This is a genomic window from Pseudomonas sp. MS646, assembly GCF_036693845.1.
GTDB classification, from domain to species: domain Bacteria; phylum Pseudomonadota; class Gammaproteobacteria; order Pseudomonadales; family Pseudomonadaceae; genus Aquipseudomonas; species Aquipseudomonas chlororaphis_E.
In genome coordinates this window covers 1744467-1759806 of the sequence record NZ_CP144763.1, presented here as the reverse complement: position 1 = coordinate 1759806, position 15340 = coordinate 1744467, and the positions used below count along the sequence as shown (strand labels likewise).

Below are 15340 nucleotides of genomic sequence, written 5' to 3'. Positions count from 1 at the left end.
TCAGATGACATGATTATCAACTGGCACACCGCCTTCGCGAGCAAGCCCGCTCCCACAAAAGGTTACCTCACCAGGTCAGGCGTAGTAATCGACCGCGCTGCTGCCGATCACACTGGTCGTACTGGCTGCAACTTCGGCCACGCCAGCCGGCAGGTGCTCATCCACCGACGCATCCGCTCGACCGCCCGATGAGGTGGGACGTCCGGCCTGGGCCTGCTGCTGGGCCGGCTGGTCCTGGTTGGGCGATCCTCGGGACTGATCGGACACGTTGACGTCGACCTGCCCCATGCCCTGCTGGGTGAAGCTGTCCCGCAAGCGGTGCAATTGGCCTTCGAGGGCTTCGCGAACGCCCGGGTGAGCACTCATGAACGTGACCTGGGTCTGCTGGTCCGGCACCATGTTCACGCGGATGTCCAGTCGCCCGAGTTCGGCGGGTTGCAGCTGGATGTCGGCCGCCTTGAGATTGGCGCTCGACAGGTACATCACCCGGTTGACCACCTCTTCGGTCCAGCCATTCTGGTTCATGGCAATGGGCTGGTTGACCGGCACCGCGTTGGCTGTCTTCGGCGTCGCCGCCTGGGTCAGGGCCGCCAGGCGATTGGCGAAGTCGTCGACCCGGGTGTCGCTGGCCGCACTGGTCAGGTCCTTGAGGCCCTCGTTGATCAAGCCGCCAAAAGCCTTTTCACCGCCCTGGCTGCCAGGGCTGGTGCTGTCCTGGTCAGCCTGCACGGTGAGCATGCTCGCCATGCCGGCGGCGAAGGTTTGCGCCGACGTCGGCTCGGCATCAAGCGCCGCCGGGGCGGCAGCCTTGGGCTGGGCCTGGCTGGCGGCGGAAACATGACCACCCTGCTCCATGGCCAGCCGCAAGGCAGGCATCGCGTCGAGCGGGTCGGCTTGGGGATCGAACGCAGGGTCCGTCGCCGGGTCCGCAGGCGGCGTGGTCAGCGCCTGCGAGACGACTGGAGCCACTACCGCAGCGGCCACCTGGGGATCCGCCGCCACCACTGCTGGCGCGGGCTCCGGCGCAGTCGTCACCACGGGCGGGGTGACCTCCGGCAGCAATGTCGGATCAACCGGCGCAGCGTCAGCCACTGGCGCGTCGGTCGAATCTGCGGCGTCATCGCTCGCGACCTGGTCGTCGGCATCGGCGGGTTTGTCCGCGGGCAAGGGTTTGCCGCTATCGGCAACCGTCCGCTCGGGGGCGGCAGCGGTTTCGTTGCCGGCGTCCTTTTTGACGGTGTTATCGGAAGACTTGTCGCGCATCGGTTTTACCGACGGTTCAGGGGCAGCCGATGACTTGGCGGGCGCCTGACGGGCGAAGACCTGAGCGAAGCTGGAGGCTCTATCCCCATTGTCCGGGGCCGCCGCCGGTGAATTGACGGCTGCCTGGGGCTTGGCCTGGGCAGTGGCCTGGAGCAGCGTATTAGGGGTGACAGGCATGAACATTCTCTCCGCTGCACTGGATTCATAGGTACAGTCGGACAAGACAATGCAAGGGGCGGGCCAACGCTTGAGTGGCTCGTAGATCTCAGCAGTGGAAGCCTTCGCGCTCTTCCCGGCAAAGATTGCGGACATGGGCAAATTCGCTGTCGATTTCGCTGACCAGTTTTTCGATACCCCCCAGCGAAGGCTGTTTGGCACGCTGTTCCAGCTCACCACACAACTCGGCGAGGCGAATGGCTCCCATGTTACTGCTGCTGCCTTTGAAGCTGTGGGCGGTGGCGCTCAGTTTTTCAGCGTCCCGGGCTTCATGCAGCACGCGCAAACGCGCCTCGGAGTCGTTGAGGAAGGTATCCAGCAGTTCCAGATAGCCCTCTTCCATGACTTCCTTCAACGTGCTGAGCACGTCGCGATCCAGATGAATCTCACTCACTTGTTCGCTCCCTGATCAAGAATGACCCGATTATGCCAGAGCCTCCCAGAAAAACTCCACGCGTACACTACGACCATCGTCTGACCAACGGGCCTGATGGCTCAGCTGACGCACCAGGCTTACGCCGCGCCCGGACAACCGATCACAGTCCACGGGCCGTGCCAACACCCGGGCAACATCGAAACCTTCGCCGCTGTCCTCGACCTCGATAACCAGACGGCCACCGTCGCCGTTTGGCGTGACGTGCAGATGAACCCGCACGTAACCGGCGCTCAACTCATCCAGACGCGTATTGCGATCGTTGTAATAACGTGCAAATCCTGACGCGTCGCGCTTGAGGTCCGAGTCGAGCCCCAGCACCCCGTGATCCAGAGCGTTGGAGTAGAGCTCCGACAGAACACTGTAAAGGGCGCCACTCTGCGCCCGAAGCCCATGGACCTCAAGCAGTAACTGCAGCAGATACGGCATCGGGTTGAAGCGCTTGAGCGTCTGCGCCCGGAACTCGAAGCTCACCGACCAGTCCAGCGGGCTCGATTGACCGCTATCGGAATAGACCGGTGGCGGCGGGTTGAGTTGCGTCGCGGCGACCAGGCTGACCTCGACCATGCTGAAATCGTCCCGGGCCTCACCGCGAAAGTCCCGCAGGGCCTGCTGGATGTCCTCGAACAGCAGGTCTGGCTCACGGTTGGCCGCGAACACCTGCTGCAGACGCTCCACGCCGAACAATTGCTCGTCATCGTTAGCGGTGTCGATCACCCCGTCGGACAGCAGGAACACCCGGTCCCCCAGGGACATGGGGTGCACTTCGGTGCGGTCGTCGAACAACTGCGGCGAGAGTACACCCAACGGCAGGTGGCGCGCCGGCAGCGGCGTGCGCGCCCCGCTCAGGCTGTCATGCAGGTAGCCATCGGGCATGCCGCCGTTCCAGACCTCCACCGTGCGCCGTTGGAAACTCAGGCACAGCAGGGTCGCGCAACAGAACATGTCCACAGGAAGGATGCGTTTGAGCTTGGCATTCATCTCCCGCAGGATCTGCGCCAGGCCGTAGCCCTTGGCGGTCATCCCATAGAACACTTCGGCCAGCGGCATCGCACCGACCGCCGCCGGCAACCCATGCCCGGTGAAGTCCCCGAGCAGGATATGCATGTCGCCAGCGGGGTTGAACGCGGCCAGCAACAGGTCGCCGTTGAACAGGGCATAGGGCGATTGCAGGTAACGGATGTTCGGCGCGCTCAGGCAGCCGGAGTGGGCGATCTTGTCGAACACCGCCTTGGCGACGCGCTGCTCGTTGAGCAGATAGTCATGGTGTCGGGCAATCTGGTCGCGCTGCTCTACCACCGTGGCCTGCAACCGCCGCAGACGGTCCATGGCCTTGATCTTGGCGGCCAGGATCACCTGGTTGTAGGGTTTGGCAAGAAAGTCGTCGCCGCCGGCCTCCAGGCAACGCGCCAGGCCTTCGCTTTCGGTCAACGAGGTGAGAAAAATGATCGGGACCAACTGATCCCCGGCCAACTGCTTGATTTTCTGCGCGGCCTCGAAACCATCCATGACGGGCATCATCGCATCCATCAGCACCAGGTGCGGGCGCTGCTCCAGATAGACCTCGACCGCTTCGGCTCCATCGGCGGCAGTGAGCACCTGATGCCCTTGGCGGCGGACGATGGTCGACAACAGCAGGCGGTCAGCGGCACTGTCCTCGGCAATCAGGACTGTCAGTGATTCGGCGGCGGACAACATGGCTGTATCAGGCTTTGCCCGAGGATTGCCCTGCCTGCTGCCGTCCCTCCGCCGACTTGTCTTCTTTCGGGCTGTTGATATCGAACAGCTTCTCGAAATTGGAGATCGCGAGGATCTTGCGCACATCCGCGCCGCAATTGATGACACTCACGTCGGCGTCCTCGCCGCCCGCGTAGTCGCGCAGCAACAGCAGCATGCCCAGCGCGGAGCTGTCGAGGTAAGTGGTGTCTTTCAAGTCCACGACATAGCTATCAAGCTGTGCATTGAGTGTTTCGTACTTCTCGTAAGACTGCCGAAACTCTTGATGGAGCTTGAAATCGAACCGCCCCTTGACCGAAATCGTCAGCTTTTTTCCATTGCTCGATAATTCGGTAAAGACTTGTATCGCTTGAGCTTGCATAGCTGGCTTCCCTGTCATGGACATACGTGTACAAGGTTTAGCACTTGGTCGAAGCCTGAGCAAGGTTTCACAGCATTCACTCTAAAAAACTCCATGATCAGTATGGATTCTGTCGCGGCAGGCGCTGGGACAATTCATCCAGCAGCTTTTGCTCGCGCTTGTCTTCCAACTGCCGTGCTTCATCGATATAGCGTTGCACCAGCTTGCGCAGGCCTTCGACCCGGGCAAACGCCTCTTGCCAACTCTGGCGGGCCTTTTCCAGATTGTTCTGGTGCCAGACCAGGCTTTGTCGTTGCTGGTCGATCGCGGTGCCCAATTGTGCAAGAAACCCTTGGTAACCCAGCAGCCATTGCCCGGAGACACCGTGGCTGCCACGGGTGATCCACTGTTCCTGGTATTCGAGGCGAAAGTTTTCCAGGTCGGCCAGCTTACTTTCGGCAACCGCCACCTGGCCCTGGAAATAGGCCAATCGCTGGACGGCGGTTTTCTCGGCCTTCTCCGCCATCTCGACCACTGGCGCCAGACGCGCCGCACGACTCGTGGCCATGATCGGTTACCCGCCGGCGATCGGCGTGAAGATACTTTCCAGGTGCGCTTCGCTGGCGCCCAGGCCAATGTTGTCGTTCAGGCTCTGGCGCAGGTAGACGGACATTGCCGGGTAAAGATTGATGGCGATGTCGGTCTCGCGATCACCGCCGGGCACGTAGGCGCCCACGCTGATCAGGTCCCGGCTCTGCTGGTAGCGCGACCAGTACTGCTTGAACTGCTGGGCGCGCTTGAGGTGTTCGGTGCTGATGACCGACGGCATGACCCGGCTGATGGACGCCTCGATGTCGATGGCCGGGTAATGCCCTTCCTCGGCCAGGCGCCGGGACAGCACGATGTGACCGTCGAGCACACCCCGCGCCGAGTCGGCGATAGGGTCCTGCTGGTCGTCGCCTTCGGACAACACGGTGTAGAAGGCGGTGATCGAACCACCGCCCTTCTCCGCGTTACCGGCGCGCTCCACCAGTTTCGGCAGCTTGGCGAACACCGACGGTGGATACCCCTTGGTGGCCGGCGGCTCGCCGATGGCCAGGGCAATTTCCCGCTGGGCCTGGGCGAAACGGGTCAGCGAATCCATCAGCAACAGGACGTTCTTGCCCTTATCGCGAAAATACTCGGCGATACGCGTGCAATACATGGCCGCCCGCAGGCGCATCAACGGCGCATCGTCCGCGGGCGATGCCACGACCACCGAACGCTTGAGGCCTTCCTCGCCGAGGATGTGCTCGATGAACTCCTTCACCTCGCGGCCCCGTTCGCCGATCAGCCCGACCACGATGATGTCGGCTTCGGTGAAACGGGTCATCATGCCCAGCAGCACACTCTTGCCCACGCCGGTACCGGCGAACAGACCCAGGCGCTGCCCGCGTCCTACCGTCAATAAACCGTTGATGCAGCGGATGCCCACGTCCAGTGGAACGCTGATGGGGTCGCGCTTGAGCGGGTTGATCGTCGGGCCGTCCATCGGCACCCAGTCTTCAGCCTTCATGCCGCCCTTGCCGTCAAGAGCCCGCCCGGCACCGTCCAGCACGCGCCCGAGCATGCTCATGCCCATGGGCAGGCGACCGGTATCGGCCAACGGCACGACACGTGCGCCCGGAGCGATCCCGGCCACGCTGCCCACCGGCATCAGGAAAACCTTGCTGCCGGCAAAGCCCATGACTTCGGCTTCAACCTGCACCGGGTGATAACTGTCGTCGTTGATCACCATGCAGCGACTGCCCATGGCCGCGCGCAGGCCTTCGGCTTCGAGGGTCAGGCCGACCATGCGCAACAGGCGCCCTTCGAGGATCGGTTGGCCGGCCAGTTCGGTCGCCTCGGCGTAACTGCCCAGGCGCTTGCCGAAGCTGGTTCGCTCAAGGCGCATCGCGGTCGTCCGCTGTCGTTGCAACCGGTTCGACGCCTTCGAGGTCGATACCGGCGGCGCCCTTGGGTTCGTCCGGCAACTCCAGGCTCAAATCGCTGGGGGCCGGGTGCAAGGCTTGCTCGTGCAATTGGTCTAGCAGCTTGGCCATGACTTGGTTGATGCGCGTCTCGATGGTCGCATCGATGCGGCTGTGCTCGGTTTCCACCCGGCAACCGCCCGGCAGCAACGACGCATCCTCGACGATGCGCCAGGTTTCTTCGTGGCGCTCGCGCAGGGCTTTGACCAGTTCGAAATCCTGGGGATTGATGTACAGCCGCACATTGCCCACGCCCAACGGCAACAGCTTGAGGGCTTCACGCATGACATGCTCGATCTGGCTCGAATCGATGGCCAGTTCGCGCTGAATCACCTGCCGGGAAATATGCTGCACCAGGTCCACCAGGGACTTCTCGATCTGGGTGTCCTGTTCGGCGATCGGCTCGAACAGGTTGACCATCAGCGATTCCAGCGCCCGGAGCTTGGCCGTCAGCGCCACATCGGCTTCCTGGCGAACCTTGAGGGTGGTGCTGTGGAAGCCTTCCTTCTCGCCGACGGCAAAGCCTTCGTTATAGGCTTCCTGACGAATGCTTTCGACTTCCTCAAGGGTCAGCGGCTGGACTTCCTCCAGCGGCACTTCCTCGATTTCCGGCAGTTCTTCCATCGGCTCCGGTTCAGGCTCGGGCACATGGGGATCGAAGCTGGGCAGCGACCAGACGTCGAAACCACCGACGTCCCGGGCGCGGATCAGGTCGCTGGGTGACTCATCGCTCTTGGCAGACATAACGACCTTAGATCATCTCTTCGCCGCCCTTGCCACCGAGCACGATCTCTCCGGCTTCGGCCATGCGGCGGGCGATGGTAAGGATTTCCTTCTGCGCAGTTTCCACGTCGCTGACGCGCACCGGGCCCTTGGCCTCGAGGTCGTCGCGCAACAGTTCCGCCGCCCGTTTGGACATGTTCTTGAAAATCTTTTCCTTGACGCCTTCGTCCGACCCCTTGAGGGCCAGGACCAGCACATCGGAAGACACTTCGCGCAACAGCGCCTGGATGCCCCGATCGTCGACGTCCGCCAGGTTGTTGAACACGAACATGAGGTCTTCGATCTGGCCGGACAGGTCTTCGTCGAACTCGCGGATCGAGTCCATCAGCTGGCCTTCGATCGAGCTGTCGAGGAAGTTCATGATGTCCGCCGCACGCTTGATACCACCCAGGGTGGTGCGCGAGGCATTGGAGTTGCCCGAGAACTGCTTCTCCAGAATCTGGTTCAATTCCTTCAGGGCCGCCGGCTGCACGGTGTTGAGCGAGGACACCCGCAGGATGATGTCCAGGCGCACCTTGTGGTCGAAGTTGCCCAGTACTTCACCGGCCTGGTCCGGGTCGAGGTAAGCCACCACGATGGCCTGGATCTGCGGGTGCTCGTAGCGGATCACGTCGGCAACGGCGCGCGGTTCCATCCACTTGAGGCTGTCCAGGCCACTGGTGTTGCCACCCAGCAGGATACGGTCGATCAGGCCGTTGGCCTTGTCCTCGCCGAGAGCCTGGGTCAGCATCTTGCGCACGTAGTCGTCAGAGCCGACGCCCAGGCTGGTCTGGTCGCCGACGATGTCGACGAACTCGCTCATCACCTGTTCAACCTGCTCGCGATGCACATTGCCCATCTGCGCCATGGCCACGCCCACGCGCTGGACCTCCTTGGGCCCCATGTGGCGCAGCACCTGGGCAGCGTCGGTCGAACCCAGGGACAGCAGCAGGATCGCGGCTTTGTCGACCCGGGACAATTTGGCAACAGCGGCTCGATTATCACTCATCTGCGTTAATCCACTCTTTCACGACCTGGGCCACACGACCCGGATCTTCTGCCACCAGACTCTTGATGGCGTTCAACTGTGCGTCATAGCCTTCGCTCGGGCTTGGCAGCAGAATGCTCTGCGGCCCGCCAAGGCTGACGCGATCGTTAGCCAATTCGCCATCCAGGCCGCCCATGCCGCCCAGTTCTACGTCACCCAGGCCTGCCAACTGCTTGCTCTTGCCGCCGCCGGTAATGTTGTTGAGCACCGGACGCAGCACGCCGAACACCAGGATCAGGATGAACAGCACGCCCAATATCTGCTTGACCACATCCCAGAACCAGGGTTGCGAATAAAACGGAATATCGGCGATCACTTCCCCGCGCTCCGAAGAGAACGGCACGTTGATCACGCTGACGCTGTCGCCGCGGCTGGCGTCGAAACCGACGGCGTCCTGCACCAGGCGGGTGAAACGCGCCAATTCGTCGGCGCTCCAAGGGGCACGGCTGGTTTCGCCGTTGGCCGGATTGACCTTGACCTGGTCGTCCACCACCACGGCAACCGACAGGCGGTTCAACCGGCCCTGCTGTTGCTTGGTGTGACTGATGGAACGGTCAAGCTCGAAGTTCTTGGTCGACTGCTGACGCTTGTCGGCCGGGTACGGCGCCAGCATCGGCTGGCCAGTGGTCGGGTCCATGATCTGCTGGCCGTTGGCGTCCACCAGTGGCTGGCCTGGCTGCACCATGCCGGCGGCACCTGCGGCGCCTCCCGTGGTTTGCGGCGCGCTGGCCGGCGATGGCGGCTGGTTGCTCAGGGCACCCGGCACGCCTTGCGGGCCATTGCTGGCGGTACGTTGTTCATTCACCGACTGCTCGCTGCGCAACGCCGGCTGGTCCGGGTTGAACTGCTCGGAAGTCGACTCGACTGCACTGAAGTCCACGTCGGCGGACACTTCGGCCTTGTAGCGGTCGTTACCCAGGATCGGTTGCAGGATGTTGTGCACCCGCTGGGTCAACATGCCTTCCATGCGGCGGCTGTAGTCGAATTGCTTGCCGGCCATGGTGAGCTCGGAGTTCTCCGCCTGGTCGGACAGCAGATTGCCTTTCTGGTCGACCACGGTGATCTGCGATTTGCTCAGTTCAGGGACGCTGGTGGACACCAGGTTGACGATGGCCAGGACCTGGCCAGGCTCGAGGGAGCGGCCGGCGTACAGCTCAACCAATACCGACGCACTCGGCTTGCGCTCATCGCGCACGAACACCGAGCTTTTCGGGATCGCCAAGTGCACACGGGCGGCCTTGACGTTGTTCAGACTGGAAATGGTCCGTGCCAGCTCACCTTCCAGGCCGCGACGATAACGGGTCGCTTCCATGAACTGGCTGGTGCCCAGGCCCTGGTCCTTGTCGAGGATCTCGAAACCGATGTTACCGTCTTTTGGCGTCACGCCCGCCGCGGCAAGCTTGAGGCGCGCACGGGCGACATCGTCGGCCTTGACCAGCAAGGCACCGGAATTGGGTTCGACGGTATAAGGAATGTCGGCGGAAGACAGCGTCTCCATGACTTGCTTGGCATCCATGCCCTCCAGACTGCCATAGAGGGGACGGTAGTCCGGCTGCTGGGACCACAACACCACGGCAAAACCAATCGCCACGCTGGCAGCCAGGCCGACCAACAGGCCAACCTGACGCAACATGGTCATCTCGGAGAGATTTTCCAGGAAGGACAAGCCGAACAGCGGCGGTTTGCCGTCTGGTGCGGTGGCCTTGGCTGGAACGTTATCTACGGCTGCTTCTGCCATGACTCAATAGTTTCCTTAAACCGGCATCTGCATGATGTCTTGATAGGCTTGAACCAGTTTGTTGCGAACCTGGGTCAACGCCTGGAACGAGACACTGGCTTTCTGCGAAGAGATCATCACGTCTGTGAGGTCGACACCACTTTTGCCCATTTCAAAAGCACTGGCTAATTGGTTCGACGCCTGCTGGGTATCGTTCACTTTATTGACGGCCTGACCGAGCATGTCGGAAAAGCTGCTGCCACCCACCTGGGGGACCGCGACCGACTTGGGCTGGGCCATGGCGTCCATTTGCATGGCCCGCATGTCCAACATCAATCGATTAAATTCAATACCTTGGCTCATGGTCTACTCTCTTTGGCGGCCCGCATTTTTTTGACACTTACTCAGCGGGTACCCAGGTAGTAGCAACAAGGGTGCCAGCTCGATGACCGCAATAAACAAATGAGTGGGAGCGAGCCTGCTCGCGGAAGGGGTGGGCCAGACAACACCTGTATTGTTTGACCTAGCGCTTTCGCGAGCAGGCTCGCTCCCACAAGTGAATGACTGGTTTACACGCCTCAACTGGCGAACAGGTAGGCCTCTACGTCCATGCCGGCATCGCGCATTTGCGCCAGCTTGTAGCGCAGCGTGCGAGGGCTGATACCCAGGCGCTCGGCGGCTTCCTTGCGGCGGCCGCGCTCGGCCCGAAGGGTGTCGATGATCATCTGGAATTCACGCCGGCGCAGGTCATCTCCCAGGGCGCCGGCCGACTCGCCTTCCACTTCGACCGCAGGCGCCGCAGCCACGGTTGAAACCACTGACAAGGCCGGCAATGGCGCGCAGGCCACCGGGCCGGCCAGGCAGAAATCTTCCGGCTGGATCACACCACCCTGCTGCAGGATCAACGCCCGCTGAATGGCGTTATCCAATTCGCGGACATTGCCCGGCCATGGATAAGCGATCAGGCAAGCCTGGGCCTGCGGAGAAAACCTGGCGGCCGCGTGCTTCATTTTATTGACGTGCCTGGCCAACAGCCGCTCGGCCAGCGGCAGGATATCGGCGGTGCGCTCGCGCAGTGGTCGCCAGGCCAGCGGAAAGACCGACAGGCGGTAATACAGGTCCTCACGAAAACGCCCCGCCGCCACTTCGCCGGCCAGGTCGCGGTTGGTGGTCGCCACCACGCGGATATCCAGGCTGATGGGCTTGCGTGCCCCCACCCGCTCCACTTCCCGCTCCTGCAACACCCGCAATAACTTGGCTTGCAGCCCCATGGGCATCTCGGAAATTTCATCGAGCAGGATCGTGCCGCCGTCGGCCTGCTCGAACTTGCCCGCCTGGGCAGCGATGGCGCCGGTGAACGAACCCTTTTCATGACCGAACAGCGTAGCTTCGAGCATGTTGTCGGGAATCGCCGCGCAGTTGATGGCGATGAACGGCTCGTTGGCGCGGTGCGATTGCTGGTGGATATAGCGCGCCAGCACCTCCTTGCCGGTACCGGACTCCCCGGAAATCAACACGGTCGAATCACTGCGCGCCACCCGCGCGGCCAGCTCCAGCAACTGGGCACTGGCCGGCTCGATGGCCACCGGCCCTTCGCGTTCGGGCCCGAGACTGCCCAGCGCATGGCGAGCCACCAGGTCCAGCAGCGCCTTGGGCTCGAATGGCTTGACCAGATAATCGGCGGCCCCCTGGCGCATGGCATCCACCGCGCGCTCGACAGCACCGTGGGCCGTCATCAGCAGCACCGGCAGTTGCGGCTGGCGGACACGTAACAGGCCCAACAACTGATGGCCGTCCATGCCCGGCATATTGACGTCGCTGACCACCAGGCTGAACGCCTCCCGCCCCACGGCCAGCAACGCCTCTTCCGCCGACCCGACGGAAACATGATCATGCCCGGCCAGCATCAGCGTATCGGCCAGCGCTTCGCGCAGGGCTCGATCGTCTTCAACCAGCAGTACTTTGGTCGCCATGGCTCTCACTCCATTCCTGGCGCGCTGGAAAACAGCGGCAGGAGCACCGTCGCACAAGTGCCGCGCCCCAACCGCGAGCGCAACTGCAATTCTCCCTGGTGAGCACGGGCCACAGCCTTGACCACGGTCAGGCCAAGGCCTGTCCCGGTGGTCTTGGTGGTGAAGAATGGTTCACCCAACCGCGCTAGCACGGCCGGCTCGATGCCACTGCCGCTGTCACTGACGCACAGGCGCAAGGTGTTGTCGCGGGTATAGAGGTGCACTTTCAGCCGGACATCGCTGCCACTGGCCTGGATCGCATTTTCAATGAGGTTCAATACCGCGCCCACCAGCGTGTCGCGGTTGCACAATATGTCCCCGGCATGGCTGTCGCACTGCCAGCGGATCGACAGGCCCTGCACATGGGTCAACGCGGCAGCCTGCAATGATTGAAGCAGCGCCTTGGGAGTCACGCGGTCGGTCAGCGGCAGCTCGCCGCGGGCGAACACCAGCATGTCACGCACCTGGTGCTCCAGCTCATGCAGGCGTTCCTTCAAGCGCCCGGCGAACCGTTGCTGGGTTTCCATCGGCAGGGGCTGTTCTGTCAGATGACTGGCGTAGAGCAGCGCGGCCGACAGCGGCGTGCGAATCTGGTGCGCCAACGACGCCACCATCCGCCCCAAGGAAGACAGGCGCTCATGGCGGGCCAGCTGATCTTGCAGGTGACGGGTTTCGGTCAAGTCGTTAAGCAACACCAGTTGGCCAGGCTCGGCGTCCAGCGAACGGGTCGAGATGGACAACCGTCGGCCGTCCTTGAGGGACACTTCGTGGCCGTCATCCTCGCGGGGCGCGAAGCAGCGGGCGATGACGTGGCGCCACAGCTCACCTTCCAACGGCAGGCCGAGCAACTCGCAGGCGGCCGGGTTGGCTTCGCGCACGCGACCATGGGCATCGATGACGATGACGCCCCCCGGTAGCAAGTCGAGAAGATTCTGCAAGCGATTCGCCAGACGCTCTTTTTCCGCCAACTCCTGCATGCGCTGGGCACTGACCACGGCCAGCTCCCCCTTGAGCTCGGTCACCCGGGCTTCCAGCAGGCTGTAGGAGTCCGTCAGTTGGCTGGACATCTGATTGAACAGCGAAAAGGCCTGCTCGAGTCCAAGCCGGCTCGCCTGTTCGGCGCTCGGCAGGTGTCCCGGATCAGGGACAGGAGACATCTGGGCTTGGGCGGCTTGGCTCATCGGGCTCTCTCGCTTGGCTGACCGTCAGTTAAACGGAACGTTGCGAGGGGTGTAGCAATACCCGTGCCGAGACAAAGAGCAAAGAAAAAGTGCATGTGTAGCGAGGGCGCTTGCTCCCGCCAGGACGTGCAGCGGCACTGTTTAGAGCCTGTCAGGCGAACCAGCAGGGACAAACGCCCCCACCTTCAACAGTCAGGCGCGTGGAAAACAGGCGTCAATCATCCGCCTGTTCATCACCTTCGCGTCGGCTCATGCCGTACTTGCGCATTTTTTCCACCAGGGTGGTCCGGCGAATGCGCAGGCGTTCCGCAGCACGGGCGACAATTCCGTTGGCGTCGTCCAGGGCCTGCTGGATCAGCCCTTGCTCCAGGCCGCCAAGGTAGTCCTTGAGGTCCAGGCCTTCGGGTGGCAGCAGGGCATTGGCGGTGAAGTCCGGCGTGTGGCCGTTGATCGCCACCCGCTCTTCCAGATCACTGCGCAGGCTGTCGACCATCTGCTCGTCTTCATCGTCGACATAGCGGAATTTCTTCGGCAGTTCGTTCACACCGATCACCCCGTACGGGTGCATGATCGCCATGCGCTCCACCAGGTTGGCCAGCTCGCGGACGTTGCCCGGCCAGCCATGCCGGCACAAGGACATGATCGCTGCCGAGTTGAAGCGGATCGAACCGCGCTTCTCGTGCTCCATGCGCGAAATCAATTCATTCATCAGCAGCGGAATGTCTTCGACCCGCTCACGCAGCGGCGCCATTTCGATCGGGAATACGTTGAGGCGGTAATAGAGGTCTTCGCGGAAACTGCCGATCTCGATCATGCTCTCGAGATTCTTGTGGGTCGCGGCAATGATCCGTACATCGACGCTTTGGGTCTTGTTACTGCCCACGCGCTCGAATGTACGCTCCTGCAAGACCCGCAGCAGCTTGACCTGCATCGGCAGGGGCATGTCGCCGATTTCATCGAGAAACAGCGTGCCACCATTGGCCAGCTCGAAACGCCCGGCGCGACTGGTGATGGCACCGGTGAAGGCGCCCTTCTCATGGCCGAACAGTTCGCTTTCCAGCAATTCGGCCGGAATCGCTCCGCAATTGACCGGCACGAACGGCGCTTCGCGGCGCTTGGAATGGTAATGCAGGTTGCGCGCGACCACTTCCTTGCCGGTACCCGACTCGCCCAGGATCAGCACGCTGGCATCGGTATCGGCGACCTGCTGCATCATCTGGCGAACGTGCTGGATGGCCCGGCTGGTGCCGACGAGGCTGCGGAAAAGATTGGGTTCGCGGTGCCGGCCGCGCTCGCGGGCCTGGTCGTACATCTCGCGATAGACCTGCGCACGGTGCAGCGAATCCAGCAACTTGCTGTAGCTGGGCGGCATTTCGAGCGTGGAAAGCACACGGCGACGCTGGTCTTCTGGCAAGTCAAGGGAAGAATTTTCGCCCATCAACAAAACCGGAAGGAACTCATCCCAGGTTGAGAGTGTCTTTAGCAAGCCCAATAGCGTAGCGGGAGCATTTACGGTCCCGATAAGGACACAAATGACTTCACGGCTGGACGACAAGGAGCCGACGGCCTGCTGCCAATCATGGCTGCCGCAGGGCAGATTTTCTTCGCCAAGAAAATTCAGGATCACCGCCAGGTCACGGCGGCGAACGCTATCGTCATCGATCAGGAGAATTTTGGTTTCACGCCACATGCAATAGCAACTTCCCTAGTCAACCCAATGCCCGAAATTAGGGGGCAAGCTAGACGCTTGCAGACTTGTCATGCCTGTAGACGCCTCAAATCTGTAAACAGATACTAGTTAAGTCAAAAAACCGTGCACAGTCAAATTTATGGCGCAGCGGCGTTGGATTAACTGAGCATTAACCGAACAGATGGTAAACCTTTGCAGCGTTCTGTGCTTGATGGACTTGCGACATCTCGTCGACGATTGCCTGGCGCTCCCCTGTCGCCGCCTCGAGCAACTGCTTGTAGACCCCCAGCAATTCCTCAAGATTGTTACGCAACGTCGCCTCGTCCACCCCGGATTCACTCAGGACGTCTTCCATGCACGAACGGCACGTCAAGTCCAACTGACCGATTGCCTCCCAGTTGCGCTGGGCCAGGGCATCGACCAACGCATCACGGGTTTGTTCTATTCGCTGCAAGACAAGACTCATGAGAGTGCTCCTTAGAATTGCGGACCAGGCGCGGCGATGCCATCCCAGCCTTCTTTGACCGTGCGCAGCAGATCGGCGACTTCGTCGAGGATCTTCGGATCGGTCTGGATGTTGGCGTCGGTCAGACGCTTGATCATGTAGGCATACAGGTTGTCCAGCTCCGTCACCGACTCGGCCTGGTTCTCCAGGTCCAGCCCTTCACGCAGGCCGCCGATGATGCCGATGGCCTTGCTGATCAGGATGCCTTTGCTGGCGATGTCCTTGCGCTCCATCGCGCCCTTGGCCTGGGCAATACGGTCCAGCCCACCTTCCATGAGCATCTGCACCAGACGATGGGGACTTGCCTCGGAGGTTTGCGCCTGGGCGCCAATCTTCTGGTATTGGCGAAGGGCCAACATCGGATTCATGTTCTACCTCATCAAAAATCTTCGGTTCGTATAAACAGCGTATCGACGCTGCGTCAAAA

The 15340-nt window shown here is 61.9% G+C and carries 14 protein-coding genes and 1 pseudogene; all 15 read right to left on the bottom strand.

The window, feature by feature from the left end; genetic code table 11:
* Positions 1-75 precede the first annotated feature (75 nt).
* A complete protein-coding gene (locus tag V3H56_RS07770) occupies positions 76-1440 on the bottom strand; it encodes a flagellar hook-length control protein FliK (protein ID WP_338474425.1) in 1365 nt (454 codons plus the stop codon).
* An 88-nt stretch (positions 1441-1528) separates the two neighbouring features.
* Complete coding sequence (locus V3H56_RS07765; protein WP_042731736.1) at positions 1529-1873, bottom strand: Hpt domain-containing protein; 345 nt, start codon at positions 1871-1873, stop codon at positions 1529-1531.
* Positions 1874-1903: 30 nt separating this feature from the next.
* Positions 1904-3610 carry a fused response regulator/phosphatase gene (locus V3H56_RS07760; protein WP_042731735.1) on the bottom strand — a complete coding sequence of 569 codons (1707 nt, stop codon included), beginning with the start codon at positions 3608-3610 and terminating at the stop codon, positions 1904-1906.
* Positions 3611-3683: 73 nt separating this feature from the next.
* Positions 3684-3995 (bottom strand): annotated as a pseudogene (locus V3H56_RS07755) (STAS domain-containing protein); the annotation flags it as partial.
* Positions 3996-4107: 112 nt separating this feature from the next.
* Positions 4108-4557, bottom strand: a complete 450-nt coding sequence (gene fliJ, locus V3H56_RS07750; protein WP_042731734.1) for a flagellar export protein FliJ — start codon at positions 4555-4557, stop codon at positions 4108-4110.
* Positions 4558-4563: 6 nt separating this feature from the next.
* A complete protein-coding gene (fliI, locus tag V3H56_RS07745; protein WP_042731733.1) occupies positions 4564-5922 on the bottom strand; it encodes a flagellar protein export ATPase FliI in 1359 nt (452 codons plus the stop codon).
* Complete coding sequence (gene fliH / locus V3H56_RS07740; RefSeq protein WP_338474424.1) at positions 5912-6742, bottom strand: flagellar assembly protein FliH; 831 nt, start codon at positions 6740-6742, stop codon at positions 5912-5914. The genes fliI and fliH overlap by 11 nt, the downstream gene beginning before the upstream one ends.
* A gap of 7 nt (positions 6743-6749) precedes the next feature.
* Positions 6750-7769, bottom strand: coding sequence for a flagellar motor switch protein FliG (fliG, locus tag V3H56_RS07735; protein WP_024778656.1), 1020 nt, complete (start codon positions 7767-7769; stop codon positions 6750-6752).
* Positions 7762-9546, bottom strand: a complete 1785-nt coding sequence (gene fliF / locus V3H56_RS07730) for a flagellar basal-body MS-ring/collar protein FliF (protein ID WP_338474423.1) — start codon at positions 9544-9546, stop codon at positions 7762-7764. Before fliF ends, fliG begins: the two co-directional genes overlap by 8 nt.
* A gap of 15 nt (positions 9547-9561) precedes the next feature.
* Complete coding sequence (fliE, locus tag V3H56_RS07725; RefSeq protein ID WP_042731730.1) at positions 9562-9888, bottom strand: flagellar hook-basal body complex protein FliE; 327 nt, start codon at positions 9886-9888, stop codon at positions 9562-9564.
* 215 nt (positions 9889-10103) lie between these two features.
* Positions 10104-11498 (bottom strand): sigma-54 dependent transcriptional regulator, encoded by a 1395-nt coding sequence (locus tag V3H56_RS07720; protein WP_047737636.1) that lies wholly within the window; start codon positions 11496-11498, stop codon positions 10104-10106.
* Between the two features lie 5 nt (positions 11499-11503).
* The gene (locus V3H56_RS07715; RefSeq protein WP_185057655.1) at positions 11504-12694 is read right to left on the bottom strand and encodes an ATP-binding protein; all 1191 of its coding nucleotides are present in this window, start codon (positions 12692-12694) and stop codon (positions 11504-11506) included.
* A 238-nt stretch (positions 12695-12932) separates the two neighbouring features.
* Complete coding sequence (locus V3H56_RS07710; RefSeq protein ID WP_042732558.1) at positions 12933-14408, bottom strand: sigma-54 dependent transcriptional regulator; 1476 nt, start codon at positions 14406-14408, stop codon at positions 12933-12935.
* A 169-nt stretch (positions 14409-14577) separates the two neighbouring features.
* Entirely contained in the window at positions 14578-14874 is a 297-nt protein-coding gene (locus V3H56_RS07705; RefSeq protein WP_042732557.1) for a hypothetical protein, read from the bottom strand.
* A gap of 11 nt (positions 14875-14885) precedes the next feature.
* On the bottom strand, positions 14886-15281 hold the full coding sequence (gene fliS / locus V3H56_RS07700) for a flagellar export chaperone FliS (protein ID WP_042732556.1): 396 nt from the start codon (positions 15279-15281) through the stop codon (positions 14886-14888).
* Between the last annotated feature and the right edge of the window lie 59 nt (positions 15282-15340).